The organism is Saccharococcus sp. Marseille-Q5394 (assembly GCF_946901335.1).
GTDB lineage: Bacteria > Bacillota > Bacilli > Bacillales_A > Planococcaceae > Sporosarcina > Sporosarcina luteola_C.
In genome coordinates, this window is record NZ_CAMPPQ010000002.1 from 543,186 (window position 1) to 563,661 (window position 20,476).

Genomic DNA, 20,476 nt, shown 5'->3' on the forward strand with positions numbered 1-20,476 from the left:
TTTCTTATGCATTTTGTAATTCCAGTTGCTCTTTCGGTCCGAAGAACTCAAAGTGGATTTTATCTTCCGAGACTCCGTTTGCATGCAATGCAGAGATGACGGCTTGCATGAACGGTGTTGGTCCGCAGACGAATACGTCGCTGCCTTCCGCTACATGCTTCGCCAAGAATTCGCGGGTAATGAACCCGTCGCCTTCTTCGGAATAAAGTACTTCGTATTTTGCGTTTGAAAGTGATTCTGTCACGTTGCGCAATACTTCATCGAACGCTTGATGCTTGCGTGTACGTGCTGAATGAAGGAATGCGACTTGCCGTTCCGGTGAAACACTTGCAATCGTTTCGTACATCGCCATCATCGGTGTGATGCCGACACCGCCGCTGATCAATGTGACAGGAGTAGTGCTTTCTGTATCCAAATAGAAGTCTCCCGCTGGTGCGCTCACTTCAATTGTATCGCCGATGTTCATGTCTCTGTGAAGGTACGTAGAAACTTTTCCGTTCGGTACACATTCATCTTCACGTTTCACTGAAATACGGAACATTTTGTTTCCAGGTGCTTGTGACAAGCTGTATTGACGATTCAATGTGTATTCGTCCCCAGGGATGCGGAGTCGGACTGTGATGTATTGGCCAGGCTTGTACGTAGGCAGTTGTTTGCCATCTGCTGGTTGTAAATAGAATGAAGTGATAACGTCGCTCTCTTCAACTTTATTGGCAATGACGAAATCCTTGAATGTTCTCCATCCTGTTGCTTCTTCTGTTTCATCGTACATTTCTTTCTCGATGCCGATAAAGGCGTCAGCAATTACCCCGTATGCCTCTCCCCAAGCGCCGATGATTTCAGGAGTAGCTGCATCTCCGAGCACTTCTTTAATCGCCCCGAGGAGATGATAACCGACGATTGGGTAATGTTCTGCTTCGATTCCTAGCGAACGGTGTTTATGAGCGATTTGGACGACTGCAGGGATGATCGCTCCAAGATTATCGATGTTAGCAGCTGCAGCATAAACGACATTGGCAAGTGCTGTTTGCTGACGGCCCTGTGATTGATTTGCATGGTTGAAAATATTTAATAGCTCTGGATGAGCTGCGAACATGTTTTTATAGAAGACTGTTGTAATTGTTTTGCCGTGCTGCTCAAGAACGGGAACTGTAGATTTTACGATATCGATTGTTTGTTGGGATAGCATAGGTTGCACAACCTTTCTTGTTTTGTTAATTCCACTATAAACGATTAGTTTGTTTAAAGATATATGCATAATACATCTTTACTGTTGATGTAAAATTTTCGACACATTTCTTTCACGATACTGTCATAATCGTTATAATAGGTTGGTGAATGGATGTGAAATTATGCGGTTAACATTATATACAGATTATTCCCTGCGGGTGTTAATGTATTTAGGTACAAAGGAGACCGGGAAGTTGTCGACAATACAGGAGATATCGGATCGGTACAATATATCGAAAAACCATTTGACAAAGGTCGTCCACGAATTAGGGAAGATGGGGCTTATCGCAACCGTGCGAGGACGAGGCGGCGGTATTCGTCTGAACGTAAGGCCAGAAGAAATAATTGTTGGGGAGCTCGTGCGGAAAACGGAGGATGATTTTTATCTTGTCGAATGTTTCCGTGAGGATGGCAATCAGTGCATCCTTTCTTCTGCATGCAGATTGAAGGGCGCATTGCATGAAGCACTCGCCGCATATTTGGCGGTGTTGGACAAGTACACGATTGCCGATTTTTTAGTGAATAAAGAAGAGTTAGCAGCAATTTTGTTAGGCGACCCTTTATGATAGAATAAAAAAGGAATATACCTGTAGGAGGATTACGATGGGGAAAGTATTAGTATTCGGACATAAAAACCCTGACACCGATTCAATTACGTCGGCGATCAGCTATGCTTATTTGAAACAACAGCTTGGAATGGATGCAGAAGCTGTGCGTCTTGGCTCCATTTCAGGTGAAACTGCTTACGCGCTAAGTCAATTCGGTTTTGAAGCTCCGCGATTGATTGAAAAAGCGGCACCGGAAGCCCAGCAAGTCATCCTTGTCGACCATAATGAAAAGCAGCAAAGCGTCGATGATCTGGATGATGTACAAGTCATTGAAGTTGTCGATCACCACCGGATCGCCAATTTCCAGACGGCAGATCCACTCTATTACCGCGCTGAACCTGTTGGTTGCACGGCAACAATATTGAAGAAACTATATAAGGAAAATGGCGTCGACATTCCAAAGGACATTGCGGGACTTATGCTTTCCGCGATCATTTCCGATTCACTGCTGTTCAAATCGCCGACATTTACGGAAGAGGATCGCGCAGCAGCTGAGGAATTGGCTGTGATTGCAGAAGTGGATGCGCAAGTGTATGGTCTTGAAATGCTAAAGGCGGGCGCGGATTTGAGCGGAAAGTCGCTTGAAGAACTTGTTTCGCTTGATGCAAAGGAATTCACGATCGGCAATGCGAAAATTGAAATCGCGCAAGTGAACGCAATTGAAGTAGATGATGTCATGAGCCGCCAAGCTGAAGTGGAAGTTCTTTTGAACAGCATCATCGAAGAAAAAGGGTTGGACTTGTTCCTGTTCGTCGTAACGGACATCCTGAACAATGATTCGACTGTCATTGCGCTCGGCAAGTCTGCTGAACGCGCTTGTGCTGCATTCAACGTCGCTTTGACGAACAATACGGCTACCTTCAAAGGTGTCGTCTCCAGGAAGAAGCAAATTGTACCTGTTTTAACAGAAGCATTGAAATGAAATAATGAAGGTTGTGCCCTTTAGAGGCACAACCTTTTTTGATTTTGAGCGATGAAAACTTATCGTTCATTTCCCGGCGGATATCGATCATTTCCTGGGAGTTATCGATCATTTCCCGGTAGTTATCGGTCACTTTAGCGGAGTTATCGGTCACTTTTCAAGAGTTATCGTCATTTCGGGACCTTTGACTCATCGAAATAGCGATGAAGTTTGAGTAACACAATCAGCCCAAATCCAATGGCTTCGTTGCAGGGCCTTCGAGGACGGAGCCATCCCTCCGGAAACGGGATCCATGGCATGGACAATCCCACGTCTGGTCGGCTTCATTCCATCGCGTCCTGCACCCCATATGAGTGCACACAGGGGAGTTGGTCCTTGAAATATGGCCACCAGTGAATTCTTTCAGCACAAGCCCCGTATTCTTCAAAGCTTGAACGAGGAACGAGCCGAAGCCTGTACGGTCGGGAGCATAGAGCGAAGCGGCCCTGTTCTGCCGGCCGACAATCTGGTCGCTGATAATACGCGCACTGGCAAGCGAATTGGAAAGTCCCCATTTCCTAAACCCCGTATTTAAATAGACATATGGCATGCTCGTCGAAATGCATCCTGCATATGGAATGAGGTCAGGCGTCTGCGGATCCTGTGCAGACCATCCATATTTCATCGCGTCAAGCTGATAGACTTCGCCTAATTCGGAGGACAATGTTTCATAATGCACTTGCGTCTCTTTTTCCATTCCGGCCTGATGCCCCTCGCCGGATAAGAGGAAATGTGTTTTTCCATCGATATAGGCAGTCCTAACCGAGCGCTTCGGATTGTCGACCGAAATATACTGCCCGGTTAACGGCATATTCGCTGGGGCGGAAACGATATAGGAACGGCCGACGATCAATTTCAGAATCTGCAATCCCCTCAGCGCCTCTATTGGATAATGGGTGCATAGAACAAGTTCATTGAATCGAACTTCGTTTTCAGAATTTGTATAAAGCAGCCGTTTTTTCAAATCCATGAGCCGGACATCCGAATTTTCGAATATGCGGGCTCCTGCTTGAACGGCCATTTTTGCTAAATGTTGCCCGAACCGTACGGGATGGATCTGTGTTTCGTCTTTCACCGTCAACATCAGTTCGGTTTTCAAAGGAAGCTCGCTATTCCTGCTAAGTTCCCCTATAATTCCGATGTCGTCATACGCCTTTTTTTCATCCCGAAGCCGTTCGGTTCCATATTTGGACTGTGCAAAAAGGATGGAATCTGCATTCCGTAACTCGTCCCCTTCTGCAAAAGTTCGTCCGAACAGGACAGCTTGCCGGTTCACTTCATAATAAACCTTTGCATTTTCACGTCCGAACTGCTTGATCAAGTCTGCATAGACGACGTCATGCTGCACGGTCAGTTTTCCAGTCGAATTGCCTGTAGCCCCGCAGAGGATTTCATCTTTCTCAAGCAGGATGACGTCTTTTCCTTCTTTCGCTAGAAAATAGGCGTTTGCAATTCCGCTCAACCCTCCTCCAATAATGCAAACATCACATGATAGGTCTTTATCCAAAGTGGGGTATGAATCCCGCGGGTAAGCAGTCTTTAGCCATAGTGAATTGTACATGATATAGCCCTCCAATTAATCTTCGATAACGATGGCAGCAGGCATATTCATTGTTGCCATTTTGATTGGAATCTAAAATGAAAGAAGAAAGGTGGTCGTAATTTATGAAAATAGAAATCTGGTCAGACTATGTTTGCCCATTTTGTTACATTGGAAAAAGGAGATTGGAGGAAGCATTGAGAGCGACGGACTTAGAAGGCAAGGCCGAGGTCGTGTTCAAAGCATACCAATTGGATCCGAACACGCCTGTAGGGGCGGGAAGTCCGGTGCCGGAAGACTTGTCGAAGAAATACGGCATCAGCTTGGATGAAGCGAAAAAGATGTTGGACAATGTTGCAGCTCAGGCGAAAACAGTCGGACTCGACTTTGATGTCGACAGCATGAAGGGGGCGAACACGTTCAACGCACATCGACTCGCCAAACTCGCCGAAACGGAAGGCAAGGGGGACGCAGTATCGGAGCGCCTGCTGCAAGGCCACTTCGTGAGTGGGGAAGCAGTCGACAACGAAGATACGTTGCTCGCCATTGCTGAAGAGGCGGGAATTTCGAAAGAACGCGCAGAGCAGATCCTTCAATCCGATGAATTTGCCGATGACGTGAAAAGAGATATCGAAGAGGCAGGGCAAATCGGAGTAAAAGGCGTTCCATTCTTTGTCATAAACCGCAAATACGCCATCTCAGGAGCACAGCCAGTCGAAGCCTTCGCGGAAGCATTGAAAAAAGTTGCAGACGAAGAAGGAATTCAACCCAATTAAAAGTGCCCCGGAAAGCGCCCGCCTGAAGCGGAAATCAACTTTTTTACTCAGCAATAAAAAAACGACGGTTCTAGCTTTTTTCGCTAGAACCGTCATTTTTGCTTTCATTCTTATATAAAACCTCGTACAACTCATCTTCTGTTGATATATCCGCGAGCTTCACCTTCGAGCGGTACGCAGCACGGACAATCAAATGACCTGCCACCGGTGCTGTGAGAAACACAAAAACAATACCGAGAAGCACCCGAACACTGACAAACTGCTCACGGAATAAAAAATATAAGAAAGTTCCCGATAGCGTCAACAAAACTGCCAGAGTGGAACTCTTCGTCGCAGCGTGTGATCTTGTGTAGATATCCGGCAATCGGATAAGCCCGAAGGCACTAATGACACTCGCAATTCCACCCGTTAAAATTAGCACAGCCCCTATGAATTCACCGATCTCGTTTACGCTCAACGATGACACCCCTTTCAATAGATTTCGAAAAGGCGATCGTTCCGATGAATGAAAGAATCCCTAAAATCAAAATGACCTCCAAGAAGGCTTTTGTCTTCAACATGATTGAAACAACAGCGATCATCGCTATCAAATTGACCCCGACCATATCAAGTGCAATGACCCGGTCCGGCATGGATGGGCCGAGGATGATCCGGAGGACGGCAATGGAGATGGTGATGGAAAAAAGGACGAGTGATATCGTCATCATCGTTTCAATCATCGTGTCACCTCCATAATCGCTTTTTCAAAGTTTTTCAGTTGTTTAATCAAACCATCCCTGGATTGCTCGACGTCCATCGCGTGGATATAAAGCATATTGCCTTCAGGCGATACTTCCATGACGACAGACCCCGGTGTCAAGGTGAGGAGAAGCGACAGCATCGTCACTTCCACATCACTCTTCAAAACAGTTTCATATTTAAAGATGCCCGGCTTGATTTTCAACGTCGGGCTTAAAATCTGCCGCAATACGACGATGCTCGACTGCGTCAATTCCGATATGAAAATGAAAAGCAATTTAATTGAATAAAATAACCGGCGTAAATAGAATTGTGTGCCGAAAAAACGGTGCATGAAAAAGATGATTCCGATTCCAACGAGGAAACCGGCAAAGAACGTCGTAAATTTCAATTCATCTTCATCCATCAATGTCATCCATAAAAAAGCGATGAACAGATTCAGTAATAACTGGGCTGGCACTCGCCTTCACCTCAACTTTCCGCTTAACGATTTCCTTGTAAGACAGCTTCGATATAGATTTCCGGATTCATAAGCGTCCTCGCTGCATCACTGACATACGGAGCAAGGCCTTCGACGCCGAGTCCGATAGCGACTGTCATAATCGCAAATAGGATGCATGGAACGAGCATCCCTTTTTTCAGTGGAACGTCGTCGTCTTCATTGATGATCGTCTCTCCCCAAAAACAATTCAGGAAGATGCGCAGCAGCGAATAGAGGACGAAAATGCCGGATAAAAAGGCTACAATCAACAGTAAAAAGGAGCCTGTTTCGATTGCTCCTTGCCCGATGAACACCTTGCCGATGAACCCGCTTAACGGTGGAATTCCCGCTAACGATAGCATCGTGATGAAGAAGAGCCAACCGAGTGCCGGATAGTTCCGAATCAAACCGCTCATCTCTTCGATCTTCGTTTTACCCGTCAAATAGATCATCGTTCCCGCTAGAAGGAACAGTAACGCTTTGACGATCATGTCATGAATTAAATAGTAAATTGCTCCTTGAAAAGCAATCTCTGAGGAAATTGCAAGCCCGGCCAAGATGAAACCAACCGCGATCACGACATTGTACGAAACGATTTTGCGGATGTCGTTATACGCAAGTGCACCGACACTTCCACCGATCATTGTAAGAATTGCCATCACACCGATCGCGGTATGCGTAATAATTGGTTCGTGATAAAAAATGAGGGTGAAGACGCGGAACAACGCGTACATCCCCACCTTTGTCAACAATGCGCCGAAGAGGGCCGCTATCACAGTCGGGGGCGCACTATATGATCCAGGCAGCCAGAAATAAAGGAGCAGTCCCGCCTTCAAACTGAAGACAATTAAAAAGATAAGACTGATTACCGTCAGCAGCGGGCCTTGTCCCACCTCTGCGATCCGGACTGATAGATGGGCCATATTTAGTGTGCCGATTGTTCCATATAAATAGGCGATCCCCATTAAGAAAAACCATGAGGATAGGACATTGATCGTGACGTATTTGATTGATTCGATCAGCTGAACCTTCCTGCCCCCCATCGTAATGAGCACGTAAGAGGAGAGGAGCATCACTTCGAAACAGACGAATAAATTGAACAGGTCCCCTGTAAGGAATGAGCCGTTGACGCCCGCCACAAGGAAGAAGACGAACGGATAAAAGAACATATGCTCAAACTGCTGTCCAATGGACGAAAAAGCATAGATAAGAAGGATTCCTGTCACGATAGAAGTCGTAACGACAAGCAGCATGGAAAATGAATCTGCAACGAATAAAATGCCGTAGGGAGGAATCCAGCCTCCGAAATCGAGCCGTAATATCCCTTCCTGCTGAATTTGGTATAGAATAACTAAACTGACAGCCACTGTCGCAATGCTCGACAGGATGCTGAGAACACGCTGTGTCTTCGTGTAATGGCGTAAAAAAACGAGGATGATCCCTGTTAGCAAAGGGATGATCATCGGCATGGCGATTATGTTATTCATCTTCGAACCCCCTTAATTCCTGGAGGTTATCCGTTCCAGTCTTTTTGTATGTACGGTAGGCAAGTACAAGTAGAAATGCGGTTACGGCAAAGCTGATGACGATTGCTGTCAGGATTAGCGCCTGTGGCAAAGCATCCGTATAGCTTTCCGCATTCTCGCCTAGCAACGGTGCACTGCCTTTCTTCAATCCTCCCATAGTCATCAAGAGCAGATGAGCTGCGTGAGACAGGACGGCTGTCCCTAAAATCACACGAATCAAATTGCGGGACAGCAGCAAATAGACAGCGATCATTACAAGAAAGCCAACAAGTATGGTCATTAACGTTTCCATCTGCTACACATCCTCACTAATGGTTGAAATAATCGTCACGACGACACCGACAACCGTCAATGCCACCCCCGCCTCGAACACGAGGACTGTCGACAGTTCCGTCTCGCCGAAAACGGGTAAATTGAAATGTCCGGCAGCCTGTGTAAGGAAATGCTTGCCGAACAGGACTGAACCAATACCAGTACCGACGGCAAGAAATGCCCCTAATGCCGCAATTTTTTTGAAGTCGAACGGAATGCCTTTATGCACCGTATCAATATCATGAACTAAATAAAGCAGAACGAATGCGGAGGAGAGGACAAGACCGCCAATGAAACCGCCGCCCGGATTGTTATGCCCCGACAAGAACAGCTCAACGCCGAACGTCAATATGATGAATACGACGATTTTCGTTACTGTTTGCAAAATGACATCATTGATCTTCAAAATCCTGCCCCTCCTTTCGCGTTTTTAACTTAATAAGTGTGAACACGCCAATTCCTGCAATGAACAGCACAACGACCTCCAACATTGTATCGAACGCTCGGAAATCTCCTAAGATTGTATTGACAATATTTTTACCGCCTGCAAGTTGGTACGAATCTTCAAAGTAAACGGATATGGATTCAAACATTTTATTCCCCTGAACGGTGAGGGCGAGAACCGTCACAATCGTTCCCGCAGCGAAGGCGATCAACCCGTTCAACACTTTTGTTCCGATCGGCGAACGCTCCTTCTTCCAATCCGGCAAAAAGTAGAAGCACAGGAGGAACAGGGCGGTTGTTACCGTTTCAACGACGGCTTGGGTCAATGCTAAATCAGGCGCCCGGAAGACGACGAAGAAGAAGGCGATGGAATAGCCGAGCACACCATTTAAAATAATCGCTGTCATCCGGGATTTTGCGAATAGCATTGAAAGGCCAGCAACCGTCATGGCGAGCACAATAAGATATTCGTTTGCCGTAACCGGTGCATCATTCGAGAAGTCGAACGTATAGGAACCCGTATAAACAATCGCCCCTCCAACAACTACGATAAAGAAGGAGAAGATATAGACGAGATAGTCTTTCAAATACCCTTTCATATAAAGGCGGGTAAAGAAGTGAGATGCTTTTTCCAGCAAGATCAAATTGGCATTGAAGGCTGCATCCAAGTTCCAAGTCATAGGGGCAATCGTATAAATGCCTCTCCAGTAACGATAGAATTTGTATAGGACAGCACCTAGAATGATGACTCCGATTGTCATCAACAATGCAGGGCTATTGAAGCCGTGCCACGCAACGATTTGCGGCGTCAAACCTTCAGCGCCCGCGAGTGTTGGGTAGACCGCAGCCATTGCAGGGCGCAGCAAGTAGTTTCCGATACTATTCGGGAAGAAGAAGATCCCGATGACCAGAATTGCCAAAATGGAAGGCGCAAGGAGCATTCCGAAAGGAGCTTCCCTCGACGGTTTCTCTATCCGTTCAGGTTGGAATTCCCCGAAAAACGTTTGGAATACGATAATCATGCTGTACACGAATGTGAAGACACTCGCAAGCCAAGCAACTATGAGGAAAATTGTTCCCATCGTGCCCACATCAAAAAGCTCCAGATTACGTGCATTCACTAATGACTCAAAAAACATTTCCTTACTTAGAAATCCATTGAACGGAGGCAACCCGGCCATTGAAAAGCTGCCGATCAAAGCGATGCTGAAAGTCACTGGCATGAAAGCCATAAGCCCGCCTAATCTGCGGACATCCCGCGTCCCTAATTCATGGTCGAGAATTCCGACAACCATGAAGAGGGCTCCTTTAAAGGTGGAATGGTTGATGAGATGGAACAGTGCAGCAAATGTGGCTTGCGCGTAAATGATTGAATTTGCACTATGACCTTCATTGAGCGCAGCAGAGCCGAGGCCGAAAAGACTCATGACCAAACCGAGCTGACTGATTGTCGAATAAGCGAGCAAGGCCTTTAAATCCGTTTGCTTTACGGCGTTGAACGATCCCCAGAACAAGGTGAAGATCCCCACGCTGCTAACGATGTAAAACCAGGTCATCTCACCTCCGAAAATGGGAGTGAAACGTGCTACCAAATAGATGCCCGCCTTGACCATCGTAGCTGAGTGTAAATAAGCACTGACCGGTGTAGGTGCTTCCATCGCATCCGGCAGCCAAATATGAAACGGGAACTGGGCGGACTTCGTAAATGCCCCGAGTAAGACGAGCAGCATGGCAAATACAAAGAGAGGCTCGTCCGTATACTGACCAATCGTGACTACTATCTCACGTACACTGTACGTGCCTGTCATAGTATGTAGCATAATGAATCCGGCAAGCATCGCAATTCCGCCGGATACTGTAATGAGCATGGACTTTTGCGCGCCGTACCTTGATTTTTTCCGGTGGTACCAGAAGGCGATCAGCAGGAAAGAAGAAATACTCGTCAATTCCCAAAAAACGTACAACACCATAAGATTATCGGAAAAAACGACTCCGAGCATGGCGCCCATGAACAGGAGAAGGTACACGTAAAAGCGTCCTAACGATTCCCGTTCGGATAAATAATAGATGGAGTAAAGGATGACCAAACTGCCGACACCCGTAATGAGAAGGCCGAATATTAAACTGAGGCCATCAAGATAAGTTGTAAAGTGGATCCCGGCAGATTCAATCCACCGGAACGTATGTGTATACGTTTCCCCTTTTGCAATAGGAGGGATAAAGCTTGCAAGCGTTGCAAAAAGTAAGAGTGGAACAAGCAAGACAAACCAACCGATTTTCCGGCTTTGTATCCTTTTATAGAGAAAGGGAACGAAAATGGCAACTATAAAAGGGATGAATATGGATAATGAAATTGTCAAACAGGTAACCTCCTGAAAAAAGGGATTTCGATGTCTTATGTAAATTTTTTCTTGATTGATGGGATAGGCTTGACTCGTGACAGAACTGGGGACATAATAGGTAGCTACAGATACCATTAGAAAAAGTTCATAAATAGAATTATACACTAAACGGATTTCCGTCGCACTTTGAGACATTTACATCTTGTCAGCCAATCATCTTTTATGTATAATATTGTGGTTTTCAATTGTAAATACAAATTGCGATACAGTGAACGAAAATAAATGTAAGAGGTGACTACGGTCATGGGCAAAGTAAAAGGTCGTATGGACGAAGCGATACTTGTTTGTGTCTACTACGGTCCAAATGGCGAACGTCTCATTAGACGTGGACATAAAATGGCATCCATCATCGATTGTCCACTATATATATTAACGATTGACCCATTGCCATTCGATGAATTTGACGCCGAGAAATCCGAGTATATCGAGAGATGGCAGGAACTTGCCAAAGAGCTCGATGTTGAAGACTTCATCATTATGGATAATGAAAAACGGCCGGTTGCAAAGGCGATCAAAGAAGTAGCTCACAAACATAATATTACGCAGATCATTATCGGTCAAACTGCCCAGAGCAGATGGGAAGAGATCACAAAAGGATCATTCATGAACGTGTTGCTGCGCGAAATAACATTTGTTGATTTCCATGTGGTCTCCGTTGATCGTGCGATTAAAGATGAAATTGAAGGCATGTTCGAAAAAGGAGTGCGGGCTTATTTAGTCGAAGAAGGGGAGGGCTTTCGAATTAGCTTCACCCTTTCAAAAGAGGCGCGCTTCGAAGGTATTTTCTTTAAGGAAATCGGAACAGATTTCAATAACGGGATCTTCAAATTCATGAACAATAATAAAATGTGTCAAGTGCAGATTACAGATGACAGAGTTACCGAAGCAACTCAATTTGTCTGTAAAATCGAGCAGTGAACTTAATTATAAGCGGATGACCGGTTACTGGTCATCCGCTTTTGTTTTCCACTATTGTTTATTCTTCTCCTACAATCTTCACTTCCAGCTCCAAGTCAACGTCGAATTTCTTCTTCACTTCCGCCTTTACCATATTAATTGTATTAATGTAATCGGAAGCGGTCGCTTTATTTTTATTAATAATGAAGCCCGCATGCTTCGTCGACACTTCCGCTCCGCCATGGCCTCTTCCTTGCAGGCCGCAATCTTGGATCAATTTCCCTGCGAAATAACCCGGCGGCCGTTTGAACACACTTCCCGCGGATGGATATTCGAGCGGTTGCTTCGATTCACGTTGGAACGTCAAGTCCGCGACTTTTGCATCGATTGTTTCCTTGTCTCCCTCTGCCAGTTCGAAATCAGCGGATAATACATAATACCCTTCAGACGTAATGATGCTTTTCCGATAGCCGAGCTCCAACTCTTCCTTCGATAGAACAAGGCGTTCACCAGTCTTTGTAAGAACTGTGCACTGCACAATAATATCTTTAATTTCCCCACCGTAGGCTCCTGCATTCATAGCCATCGCACCACCGATGGAGCCGGGTATTCCACATGCGAATTCAAGACCTGTCAACGATTCCTCTGCAGCGCGTCTTGAAACGTCGATAATGAGTGCTCCTGCTTCTGCGTGGACCTTATTGCCATCCACTTCAATTGCATCCAGTTTCGACAGATGAAGGACGATGCCGCGCACGCCGCCATCCCTCACGACCATATTCGACCCATTGCCTAATAATAAAAGCGGAATTCCATTTTCATATGCATACCGCACCGTCCCTTCCGTTTCCTCGATAGTCCCCGGAATGACGAGTATATCTGCAGCTCCGCCAAGTTTTGTCATTGTATATTTGTTTAATGGTTCATCTATCCGTAGTATGCCATCTTTAATAATTCCGCGTAGTTCCTCTAACCACTGATGCTTCGACATCAACATCCAGTCCCTTCAATTCTAATGCGCTGAAAACCTTCTCTTTTAATTGAATCAAAAGAAGCCTTCACTTTTATAAGTATGCTAGCTAACCGGTGTTTTGACAAGAAATAATAACCGAGGCATTCCGAATAGCAATTAAAGGAATATTTATCTTGACTTCAAGACATATTCGAGTTATCATTTGGAATATATCTTGGAGTGAAGATATTTTTGCTTGCGAGAATGTTTTCATGACTGCAGGTATACGGAATAGGGAAATGAAATGCAACGAAAAAATGGGAAGGGTGGATGGTAACATGGCAACATGGAAAGTGGACGCGTCACACACAAGTGTAGGTTTTTCAGTAAAGCATATGATGGTTTCAAAAGTAAAAGGAAGTTTTGCAGGAGTCGAAGGGACAATTGAGGGGAGTCCTGAAGATTTGACAGGTGCACAAATCAATTTCACTATCGATGCAACTTCCATTAATACAAATAGCGAAGACCGAGACAATCACCTTCGTTCAGGCGACTTTTTCGATACAGAACAATTTCCTCAACTAACTTTCGTCTCTACGGATATCGTGAAAACAGGCGATGATGAGTACGAAGTGACAGGTGATCTGACAATCAAGGACGTAACGAAGAAAGTTACATTTGAAGCAGAATTCGGAGGCACAGGAACAAACCCATGGGGCGTTCAAGTTGCTGCATTCGAAGTCGAAGGGAAAATCTCCCGCAAAGAGTTCGGTCTCACATGGAACCAAGCACTCGAAGCGGGCGGCGTACTCGTAGGCGACGACATCAAGATCTCGATCGACCTGCAAGCAAACCCTGCTCAATAATTATATATAGCAAACGGCACGCATGAGATGAACTCATGCGTGCCGTTTTTTTATTGCCGTGAATCGATGCTAGGGTCCATTCTATGTTCACCAGGGTCCATTCTTTCTAGCAATGGCTCATTTATTTGAACAAGGGCTCAATTAATCGCGCAAGGGCTCCATTATTTGCTCAAGGGCTCAATTAATCTCACAAGGTCTCCATTATTTCACCAAGGACTCAATTATCACCCACTCACTCCTCAACAAATGGCCATCGTTCCACAGTCCGTCCATGCCTTCCGGTTGTCGTCTCTGCATGCATCAATGATTGATATACCGCTTCCTCCGTCGCCTCGATGACTGCCTTGAAAAGTTCGTTCATCACTTTGGCGTCATCACGCAGCAATGTATAGCTCACCGTATCACCGCTTCCGCTCGAATGCGGAATCGTATAGGCGTTCGAGAAGGCGATGATGATGTCGCCGCTGCCGTTATGGATATGGGAGCCGGTACGACCGAGGCCGATGGAGGCGCGTTTCGCAAGTCGCTTCAACTGCCGGCTGTCCACCGGTGCATCCGTTGCGACGATGATCATAACGGAGCCGTCCGGTTTTTCGCTTTGCATTTCGCTGGATGGCTTTAAGTTGTCTTGCGCTGTCGTCATTTGCATTTTATTCCGCGCAAGCCATTCATCAATCAGACATTCTTCCGGATTGCCGAAATTCGTCAACGTCAGCACGCCGACTGTGAATGAATCCCCGTCGTGAGGGACAACCCTTGAAGAAGATCCAATCCCGCCTTTTCGACCGAAGCAGATCATCCCTTTCCCTGCACCGACATCGCCTTGTTCAAACGAACCGGCACTCGCTTCGCGGATTGCTTCAATGGCATGCTCCGGCCGGACCTTCAACGAACGCATCGCGTTCAAATAGCTGTCATTGCATTCGCCGACTACGATGTTCAATGAACTGGTGGAATCCCCGATGGCGGTATTCTCCTCGAGCATATGCCTCAACGTCCCTTCCAGCACCGCGCCAACGCTGAATGTATTGGTAAGCATGATGGGGGATTCGATGACACCAAGTTCCTCCACCTGGAGAAGTCCGGCTGATTTGCCGAAACCGTTCAATACGAAACTCGCCGAGGGCACTTTCTGTTCGAAGCAATTTCCTTCATGGGGCAAGATGGCTGTGACTCCTGTGCAGGCGCTATCTGTGCCGGGCTCCTCTTTCAACGTTACATGGCCGACCGCCACACCTGGCACGTCCGTAATAGCATTCCATTTTCCTTTTAACATTTATTCCACACTCCGTTTCACTTGATGGTCCGATGTGGTCCCTCACTCTACTATGCCACTTTAAGACTGATGCATCCCGCTGCTTCTCCTGCAGCAATTTTATAGGAATAATTATCAACTTCCATGCGAATGTCTAAAACCCTTTATTTCTAAATGAAATAAACAATCAAATGTTTGTTTGATTGTCCTTGCAATCAGAAAAGTGTACACATATACTATAATCAAACGAACATTTGAATGAGGTGCCGAAATGAAAGTCAAAGATACATGCGAAGTAACAGTTGTCCATGAGGAAGTAGTCGAGAAAGTTCAAAAAGGACTGCCGGATGTCGGCGGCATGGTGCGAATATTTAAGGCGCTCGCAGACGAAACGAGATTGAAAATCGCCTATTCTCTCACGCTCGAGGAGCAGATGTGCGTCTGTGACGTGGCAGCGGTCATCGGCGCATCTAATGCGACGGCGTCCCATCATCTTCGCTATTTGCGGGAGCATAGTCTTGCGAAATCAGAGCGCAAAGGGAAGATGGTTTATTATTCATTGGCGGATGGCCATGTTTATGACCTTGTAAAGATTGCCCACGATCACGCCTCGGAAAAGGAGGATGAGCCGGATGACCACTAAAATGGAGTACAGACTCGAGAATCTCACTTGTGCAAACTGTGCAATGAAATTCGAAAACAATGTGAAAAGCATCCCCTCCGTTTCTGAAGCAACGGTCAACTTTGGCGCATCCAAGCTTTCTTTCACAGGCGAAGCGACGATGGAGGAGCTCCAGGCGGCAGGTGCATTCGATGGTATTCAAGTCGTCCCTTTGGCGAAAAGGAATACTGAGCCGAAAATTCCGTTTTACCAAAGGAAAGAAAATATCGTTACATTCTTATCCCTATTGTTCGTCATTGCGGGGATGTATTTCACCTATCGGGACGTCCCGCATCCGACAGTAGCAACTGGACTGTTCGCAGCCGCCATCCTGATCGGCGGGACGGGAATGTTCATCACAGGCATCAAGAACCTTGTACGACTTGATTTTGACATGAAGACGTTGATGACGATCGCGATTATCGGAGCGGCAATCATCGGTGAATGGCAGGAAGCGGCTGTCGTCGTGTTTTTATTCGCAGTGAGTGAAGCGCTTGAAGCATACTCCATGAATAAAGCGCGTCAATCGATCCGCCAACTCATGGATATTGCCCCTGCGTCCGCGCTTGTGAAAAGGAATGGCGGCATGATGGAGCTTCCGACTGAGGATATCCGAGTCGGCGATATCCTAATCGTGAAACCAGGGCAGAAAATTGCGATGGACGGCATCGTTCTGAGCGGGCAATCGACTGTCAATCAGGCAGCAATCACAGGGGAATCGGTCCCCGTGTTGAAACAGCAGGATGACGAAGTGTTTGCGGGGACGTTGAATGAAGAAGGTGCGTTGGAAGTGACCGTGACAAAACTCGTCGGGGATACGACCATCGCCAAAATCATCCACCTCGTCGAGGACGCCCAAGCAGAGAAGGCACCGTCACAGAAGTTCGTCGATCGATTCGCGAAATACTATACGCCGATCATTATCGGCATTGCCATTTTAGTCGCCATCGTCCCGCCGCTTTTCGGAGGAGAGTGGCATACGTGGATTTACCAAGGGCTCGCGGTGCTTGTCGTCGGCTGTCCTTGCGCACTCGTCGTATCCACGCCTGTCGCCATCGTGACGGCGATCGGAAATGCCGCCCGCCAAGGAGTCCTCATTAAAGGAGGCGTCTATCTTGAAGAGATGGGGCGCATTACTGCGGTCGCCTTCGACAAGACGGGCACGTTGACAAAAGGATATCCTGAAGTGACGGATTTCATTACTGAGGGTGGGGAGAAGCGGAATTTACTGCAAGCGGTCGCAGCGGTCGAATCGATGTCCCAGCATCCGTTGGCACGGGCGATTGTCGATTATGCGAAAGAACAAGGCGAAGGATTAGCGGATATCCGGAACTTCCAGTCGGTCACCGGGAAAGGGGCCTTCGGGGAAGTGGATGGTGCTCTAGTCCACGTCGGGAGCATGAACTGGGCGGCAGAGCTTGCTGAACTGCCTCCGAAAATGAAAAAACGCGCAGAAGGCTTGCAACAGGAAGGGAAATCCGTCATGGCGGTTCTCTTCAATCATGAATTCCAGGCATTGATTGCAGTGACGGATCCATTGCGGGAGGAAAGTGCTGATGTCCTGCGTCAATTGAAGGGAGTCGGCATCCGGCATACGGTCATGCTGACGGGTGATGATGAGCGGACAGCTGAAGCAATTGCAACAATTGCTGGTGTGACGGATGTCCGTGCGGGACTCATGCCGGAGGACAAATTGACTGCCGTGAAAGGATTGATCGGTCATTATGGCCGGGTCGCGATGGTCGGCGACGGCATTAATGACGCTCCTGCATTAGCCGCTTCTTCAATCGGGATCGCCATGGGAGGAGCAGGAACTGACGCCGCTCTAGAGACGGCGGATATCGCATTGATGGCGGATGATCTCCGACAATTGCCGTATACGATGAAATTAAGCCGAAAAACGTTGCAGATTATTAAAGAAAATATTATGTTTGCAGTAGGCTTAAAAATTGTAGCGCTGCTTTTGATCATCCCAGGATGGTTGACTTTATGGATTGCAATCTTTGCAGATATGGGAGCGACGTTGCTCGTCGTTTTGAATTCACTTAGATTGTTGCGGATCCATAAGTAAAGTACGCAGCCCGGACGGGGGGAATTGGAATGAAATTGCGGGAATGGACGATGGAGGAACAGGAACAGCTCATCCATTTTTTAACGACGAATACATGGCCGTTTCATGGAAATGCACATCCGGAACGTGAATTGATCGAAAAGACGATCGAAGAAGGCGGTTATGAATCGGATGAAGTGAAGACGTTCTGGGTGCAAAACGAGGAAGAAGATATTGTAGGAATCGTGAAGATCCATGATTTGCAGGATGAAATTCCGCTGTTCGATTTACGGATTGCTGATCGTTATAGAGGATTCGGATATGGACCGAAAGCGCTCCGCCTCATTACGGAGTTCGTGTTCGGCATGCCGGAGGAGAAGATCCGTCTGGAAGGCCATACGCGTCAAGATAACTTGGCAATGCGAAAGACATTCGAGCGCGCAGGGTTTGTTAAGGAAGCCCACTTACGCAAAGCGTGGTTCTCACCGAAAGAGAACTCGTATTATGACGCTGTCACATACGGGATGACGCGTGAAGACTTCCTGGCGGGAACGACAACTCCTGTCATGTGGGAAGATGCAGGCATCGGAGAAAAACCGAAAAAACGCATTCCGAATTTCCCGACTGAATTTGAGTCGGAGCGGCTCATCATCCGTATGCCTGAAGTGGAAGACGCTCTTGACGTGTGGAATGCGATGCGGAATTCCCAGCCTGCCTTAAAGGAATGGATGCCATTTGCACAAAAGGCGCCTGAGCTGCATGCGACAGAGGAGAATTTGCGGCAGGCGATTGCCGATTTCATTACACGGAAGGATTTACGGCTCCATATGTTTTCGAAAGAGACTGGCGAGTTTGTCGGGTCGACGGGACTTCACCGCATCGACTGGACAGTTCCGAAGTTTGAAATCGGGTATTGGCTGGATACGAAATTCGAAGGGCAGGGGCTTATGACAGAGGCGGTTGAACGTTTGACACGCTTCGCATTCGAGGATTTGCACGCTCGCAGAGTGGAAATCAGATGTGATGAGGAAAATGTGAAAAGCCGTTCTGTAGCTGAACGGGCAGGATTTGAGCTTGAAGGGACATTGAGATGCGATTCCCTTTCGGCGGATGGTAAGCAATTGCGGAATACATGCATTTATGGAAAAGTAAAATGAGAAAGGGTGCCACTAATTGGGCACCCTTTCTTCAAACTGATCGCCTGCCGGTTAATAACTGGATGACGAATATGATTCCTGCGATGACTAACAGAAGGTGGATAAGTCCGCCTCCGACCTTCATGACAAATCCAAGCAGCCAGAAGGCGATTAGTGCTACGATAATAATCCAAAGTATTTTACCCATTTTTTTCACTCCTTCGAAGTGGTATAGTGAATTTACCCGTAAGTTGGAACTTGTAAACTGCTTACATGCATGATTTATCATTAAATGGGCAGGGAATGTACATACTGGAGGTGGAATGATTGGCAACACCAAGTATGGAAGATTATATTGAACAGATTTATATGCAGCTCGAGGCAAGGGGAGAGGCCCGCGTCTCCGATGTAGCGGAAGCACTTTCGGTATTGCCTTCATCTGTAACAAAAATGGCGCAGAGGCTCGACCGTGAAGGGTATGTCGTCTATGAGCGCTATAGAGGATTGGAACTGACAGAAAAAGGCTTGACGTTCGGAAAGAAACTCGTCAGGAGGCATGAACTTCTCGAGCAGTTTCTCCGGATCATCGGCGTTGAGGAGAAGAACATCTATGGAGATGTTGAAGGAATCGAGCATCACTTAAGTTGGAATGCGATGGACCGGATTACGGATCTCGTCGAGGCGATGAAAGAAGACGAAGCTTTCGTAGAAAAACTGAAAGAACGGCAGAGCTACAAAATGGAAGAGGTAGATAACAAATGACAGAACATAAACCGGGTTTTATTGCCCAACTGACCGTAATTGGCCAGGAAGGATCAAGATGGGTGCTGGATGGCGGAGACGAGCAGGAGATTATGATCAATGCGTCGGAATTCGAATCGCCTGTCGAAGAGGGGGATGACGTCGAAGTCTTCCTATATATGAACCGGCGTGGCGAATTGACAGCGACTGCTAATATCCCGAAGATGACATGCGAGTCATTCGGTTGGGGACGAGTGATCCGGATCGATGACAAGGAAGGCGCGTATGTAGATATCGGCTCCTCCTTCGAAGTGCTCGTGAATAAAGCGGACTTGCCAAGAGTGAAGGCATTATGGCCGAAGACGGACGATGAGCTGTTCATGACATTGCGCACCGATCTCGGCGGCAATATTTTCGGACGCCTCGCAACGGAGGAGAGGGTGTTGGAATTGATTGAGGATGCGCCTGAAACGACTTTCAATAAGAACTTGAAAGCAAGGGCATACCGTCTATTGCCAGTGGGATCGTTCTTTTTAAGCATTCCGGAAACGTATCGTATTTTTGTCCACCAGACGGAGCGGGAGCATGAGCCGCGTCTAGGTGAGGAAGTGGATATCCGGATTATTGATGTGCGCGATGACGGTACGCTAAACGGCTCGTTGCTGCCAAGGAAAGAGGAGCGCCTTGGAGATGATGCGGAAACTGTTTACCGTTACCTCAGCGATGTAGGCGGGAAAATGCCGTTTTCGGATAAATCGACTCCGGATGAAATTAGCGAGATGTTCGGGATGAGCAAAGGTTCTTTCAAACGGGCACTCGGCAAGCTGATGAAGGAAGGGAAAGTTACGCAAAGTGAAGGTTGGACTACTTTGAAATGAGAACTGGAACCTTTTTCAATGC

22 protein-coding genes are annotated in these 20,476 nt (G+C 46.9%); 10 read left to right on the forward strand and 12 right to left on the reverse strand.

Annotated elements, in window-relative coordinates:
• Positions 1-4: 4 nt before the first annotated feature.
• Complete coding sequence (hmpA, locus tag OC538_RS13275; protein WP_262176142.1) at positions 5-1,189, reverse strand: NO-inducible flavohemoprotein; 1,185 nt, start codon at positions 1,187-1,189, stop codon at positions 5-7.
• Between the two features lie 163 nt (positions 1,190-1,352).
• Here hmpA and OC538_RS13280 point away from each other — a divergent pair, with 163 nt between their 5' ends.
• Both OC538_RS13280 and OC538_RS13285 read left to right on the forward strand, forming a co-directional pair.
• A complete protein-coding gene (locus OC538_RS13280; protein ID WP_262176144.1) occupies positions 1,353-1,796 on the forward strand; it encodes an RrF2 family transcriptional regulator in 444 nt (147 codons plus the stop codon).
• 37 nt (positions 1,797-1,833) lie between these two features.
• A complete protein-coding gene (locus OC538_RS13285) occupies positions 1,834-2,760 on the forward strand; it encodes a manganese-dependent inorganic pyrophosphatase (protein WP_262176147.1) in 927 nt (308 codons plus the stop codon).
• Positions 2,761-2,983: 223 nt separating this feature from the next.
• On the opposite strand, the gene OC538_RS13290 is transcribed toward OC538_RS13285, so the two are convergent.
• Positions 2,984-4,360, reverse strand: coding sequence for an FAD-dependent oxidoreductase (locus tag OC538_RS13290; RefSeq protein WP_262176150.1), 1,377 nt, complete (start codon positions 4,358-4,360; stop codon positions 2,984-2,986).
• Between the two features lie 104 nt (positions 4,361-4,464).
• Between OC538_RS13290 and OC538_RS13295 the strand changes: the two genes are divergently transcribed.
• Positions 4,465-5,115: a DsbA family oxidoreductase gene (locus OC538_RS13295; RefSeq protein WP_251695372.1), complete on the forward strand. Its 651-nt coding sequence runs from the start codon at positions 4,465-4,467 to the stop codon at positions 5,113-5,115.
• Between the two features lie 70 nt (positions 5,116-5,185).
• On the opposite strand, the gene OC538_RS13300 is transcribed toward OC538_RS13295, so the two are convergent.
• From OC538_RS13300 to OC538_RS13330, 7 genes are read right to left on the reverse strand one after another with little or no spacing between them, the layout of a single operon-like run.
• Entirely contained in the window at positions 5,186-5,572 is a 387-nt protein-coding gene (locus tag OC538_RS13300) for a Na+/H+ antiporter subunit G (protein WP_262176155.1), read from the reverse strand.
• Positions 5,550-5,834, reverse strand: coding sequence for a Na(+)/H(+) antiporter subunit F1 (locus OC538_RS13305; protein ID WP_251695370.1), 285 nt, complete (start codon positions 5,832-5,834; stop codon positions 5,550-5,552). The genes OC538_RS13300 and OC538_RS13305 overlap by 23 nt, the downstream gene beginning before the upstream one ends.
• The gene (locus OC538_RS13310) at positions 5,831-6,313 is read right to left on the reverse strand and encodes a Na+/H+ antiporter subunit E (protein ID WP_251699447.1); all 483 of its coding nucleotides are present in this window, start codon (positions 6,311-6,313) and stop codon (positions 5,831-5,833) included. The genes OC538_RS13305 and OC538_RS13310 overlap by 4 nt, the downstream gene beginning before the upstream one ends.
• A gap of 23 nt (positions 6,314-6,336) precedes the next feature.
• Positions 6,337-7,821: a Na+/H+ antiporter subunit D gene (locus OC538_RS13315; RefSeq protein ID WP_262176160.1), complete on the reverse strand. Its 1,485-nt coding sequence runs from the start codon at positions 7,819-7,821 to the stop codon at positions 6,337-6,339.
• On the reverse strand, positions 7,814-8,152 hold the full coding sequence (locus OC538_RS13320; RefSeq protein ID WP_251628135.1) for a Na(+)/H(+) antiporter subunit C: 339 nt from the start codon (positions 8,150-8,152) through the stop codon (positions 7,814-7,816). The genes OC538_RS13315 and OC538_RS13320 overlap by 8 nt, the downstream gene beginning before the upstream one ends.
• Positions 8,153-8,155: 3 nt before the next feature.
• Positions 8,156-8,578 (reverse strand): Na(+)/H(+) antiporter subunit B, encoded by a 423-nt coding sequence (locus OC538_RS13325; RefSeq protein ID WP_251695367.1) that lies wholly within the window; start codon positions 8,576-8,578, stop codon positions 8,156-8,158.
• Positions 8,565-10,976, reverse strand: coding sequence for a Na+/H+ antiporter subunit A (locus OC538_RS13330; protein ID WP_262176164.1), 2,412 nt, complete (start codon positions 10,974-10,976; stop codon positions 8,565-8,567). Before OC538_RS13330 ends, OC538_RS13325 begins: the two co-directional genes overlap by 14 nt.
• Before the next feature lie 285 nt (positions 10,977-11,261).
• On the opposite strand from OC538_RS13330, the gene OC538_RS13335 reads away from it, so the two are divergent.
• Positions 11,262-11,936 carry a histidine kinase gene (locus tag OC538_RS13335; protein WP_251695365.1) on the forward strand — a complete coding sequence of 225 codons (675 nt, stop codon included), beginning with the start codon at positions 11,262-11,264 and terminating at the stop codon, positions 11,934-11,936.
• A gap of 58 nt (positions 11,937-11,994) precedes the next feature.
• On the opposite strand, the gene murB is transcribed toward OC538_RS13335, so the two are convergent.
• Positions 11,995-12,906, reverse strand: coding sequence for a UDP-N-acetylmuramate dehydrogenase (murB, locus tag OC538_RS13340; protein WP_262176167.1), 912 nt, complete (start codon positions 12,904-12,906; stop codon positions 11,995-11,997).
• Positions 12,907-13,205: 299 nt separating this feature from the next.
• Between murB and OC538_RS13345 the strand changes: the two genes are divergently transcribed.
• Positions 13,206-13,733, forward strand: coding sequence for a YceI family protein (locus OC538_RS13345; RefSeq protein WP_262176169.1), 528 nt, complete (start codon positions 13,206-13,208; stop codon positions 13,731-13,733).
• 232 nt (positions 13,734-13,965) lie between these two features.
• On the opposite strand, the gene OC538_RS13350 is transcribed toward OC538_RS13345, so the two are convergent.
• Positions 13,966-15,009, reverse strand: coding sequence for a P1 family peptidase (locus OC538_RS13350; RefSeq protein ID WP_251695362.1), 1,044 nt, complete (start codon positions 15,007-15,009; stop codon positions 13,966-13,968).
• 250 nt (positions 15,010-15,259) lie between these two features.
• Between OC538_RS13350 and OC538_RS13355 the strand changes: the two genes are divergently transcribed.
• Genes OC538_RS13355 through OC538_RS13365 form a run of 3 tightly spaced genes read left to right on the forward strand, consistent with a single transcriptional unit; the run spans position 15,260 to position 18,856 of the window.
• The gene (locus tag OC538_RS13355) at positions 15,260-15,631 is read left to right on the forward strand and encodes an ArsR/SmtB family transcription factor (RefSeq protein WP_251695361.1); all 372 of its coding nucleotides are present in this window, start codon (positions 15,260-15,262) and stop codon (positions 15,629-15,631) included.
• Positions 15,612-17,720, forward strand: a complete 2,109-nt coding sequence (locus OC538_RS13360) for a heavy metal translocating P-type ATPase (protein ID WP_410055876.1) — start codon at positions 15,612-15,614, stop codon at positions 17,718-17,720. Before OC538_RS13355 ends, OC538_RS13360 begins: the two co-directional genes overlap by 20 nt.
• Positions 17,721-17,749: 29 nt before the next feature.
• On the forward strand, positions 17,750-18,856 hold the full coding sequence (locus OC538_RS13365) for a GNAT family N-acetyltransferase (RefSeq protein WP_251695359.1): 1,107 nt from the start codon (positions 17,750-17,752) through the stop codon (positions 18,854-18,856).
• Positions 18,857-18,887: 31 nt separating this feature from the next.
• Here OC538_RS13365 and OC538_RS13370 read toward each other — a convergent pair whose 3' ends face one another.
• Positions 18,888-19,043, reverse strand: a complete 156-nt coding sequence (locus OC538_RS13370) for a lmo0937 family membrane protein (RefSeq protein WP_153009923.1) — start codon at positions 19,041-19,043, stop codon at positions 18,888-18,890.
• Between the two features lie 119 nt (positions 19,044-19,162).
• On the opposite strand from OC538_RS13370, the gene mntR reads away from it, so the two are divergent.
• The gene (mntR, locus tag OC538_RS13375) at positions 19,163-19,597 is read left to right on the forward strand and encodes a transcriptional regulator MntR (RefSeq protein ID WP_262176179.1); all 435 of its coding nucleotides are present in this window, start codon (positions 19,163-19,165) and stop codon (positions 19,595-19,597) included.
• Positions 19,594-20,454 carry a S1 RNA-binding domain-containing protein gene (locus OC538_RS13380; protein ID WP_251695357.1) on the forward strand — a complete coding sequence of 287 codons (861 nt, stop codon included), beginning with the start codon at positions 19,594-19,596 and terminating at the stop codon, positions 20,452-20,454. Before mntR ends, OC538_RS13380 begins: the two co-directional genes overlap by 4 nt.
• Positions 20,455-20,476 lie beyond the last annotated feature (22 nt).

Excerpts from the sequence above, each read along its gene's own strand:
- OC538_RS13355 (WP_251695361.1), top strand. The coding sequence starts at position 15,260 with ATGAAAGTCAAAGATACATGCGAAGTAACAGTTGTCCATGAGGAAGTA.
- OC538_RS13320 (WP_251628135.1), bottom strand. The coding sequence starts at position 8,152 with ATGGAAACGTTAATGACCATACTTGTTGGCTTTCTTGTAATGATCGCT.
- OC538_RS13350 (WP_251695362.1), bottom strand. The coding sequence starts at position 15,009 with ATGTTAAAAGGAAAATGGAATGCTATTACGGACGTGCCAGGTGTGGCG.
- OC538_RS13295 (WP_251695372.1), top strand. The coding sequence starts at position 4,465 with ATGAAAATAGAAATCTGGTCAGACTATGTTTGCCCATTTTGTTACATT.
- OC538_RS13380 (WP_251695357.1), top strand. The coding sequence starts at position 19,594 with ATGACAGAACATAAACCGGGTTTTATTGCCCAACTGACCGTAATTGGC.
- hmpA (WP_262176142.1), bottom strand. The coding sequence starts at position 1,189 with ATGCTATCCCAACAAACAATCGATATCGTAAAATCTACAGTTCCCGTT.
- OC538_RS13345 (WP_262176169.1), top strand. The coding sequence starts at position 13,206 with ATGGCAACATGGAAAGTGGACGCGTCACACACAAGTGTAGGTTTTTCA.
- OC538_RS13370 (WP_153009923.1), bottom strand. The coding sequence starts at position 19,043 with ATGGGTAAAATACTTTGGATTATTATCGTAGCACTAATCGCCTTCTGG.
- OC538_RS13305 (WP_251695370.1), bottom strand. The coding sequence starts at position 5,834 with ATGATTGAAACGATGATGACGATATCACTCGTCCTTTTTTCCATCACC.
- OC538_RS13315 (WP_262176160.1), bottom strand. The coding sequence starts at position 7,821 with ATGAATAACATAATCGCCATGCCGATGATCATCCCTTTGCTAACAGGG.
- murB (WP_262176167.1), bottom strand. The coding sequence starts at position 12,906 with ATGTCGAAGCATCAGTGGTTAGAGGAACTACGCGGAATTATTAAAGAT.
- OC538_RS13365 (WP_251695359.1), top strand. The coding sequence starts at position 17,750 with ATGAAATTGCGGGAATGGACGATGGAGGAACAGGAACAGCTCATCCAT.
- OC538_RS13360 (WP_410055876.1), top strand. The coding sequence starts at position 15,612 with ATGAGCCGGATGACCACTAAAATGGAGTACAGACTCGAGAATCTCACT.
- OC538_RS13290 (WP_262176150.1), bottom strand. The coding sequence starts at position 4,360 with ATGTACAATTCACTATGGCTAAAGACTGCTTACCCGCGGGATTCATAC.
- OC538_RS13280 (WP_262176144.1), top strand. The coding sequence starts at position 1,353 with ATGCGGTTAACATTATATACAGATTATTCCCTGCGGGTGTTAATGTAT.
- OC538_RS13335 (WP_251695365.1), top strand. The coding sequence starts at position 11,262 with ATGGGCAAAGTAAAAGGTCGTATGGACGAAGCGATACTTGTTTGTGTC.
- OC538_RS13285 (WP_262176147.1), top strand. The coding sequence starts at position 1,834 with ATGGGGAAAGTATTAGTATTCGGACATAAAAACCCTGACACCGATTCA.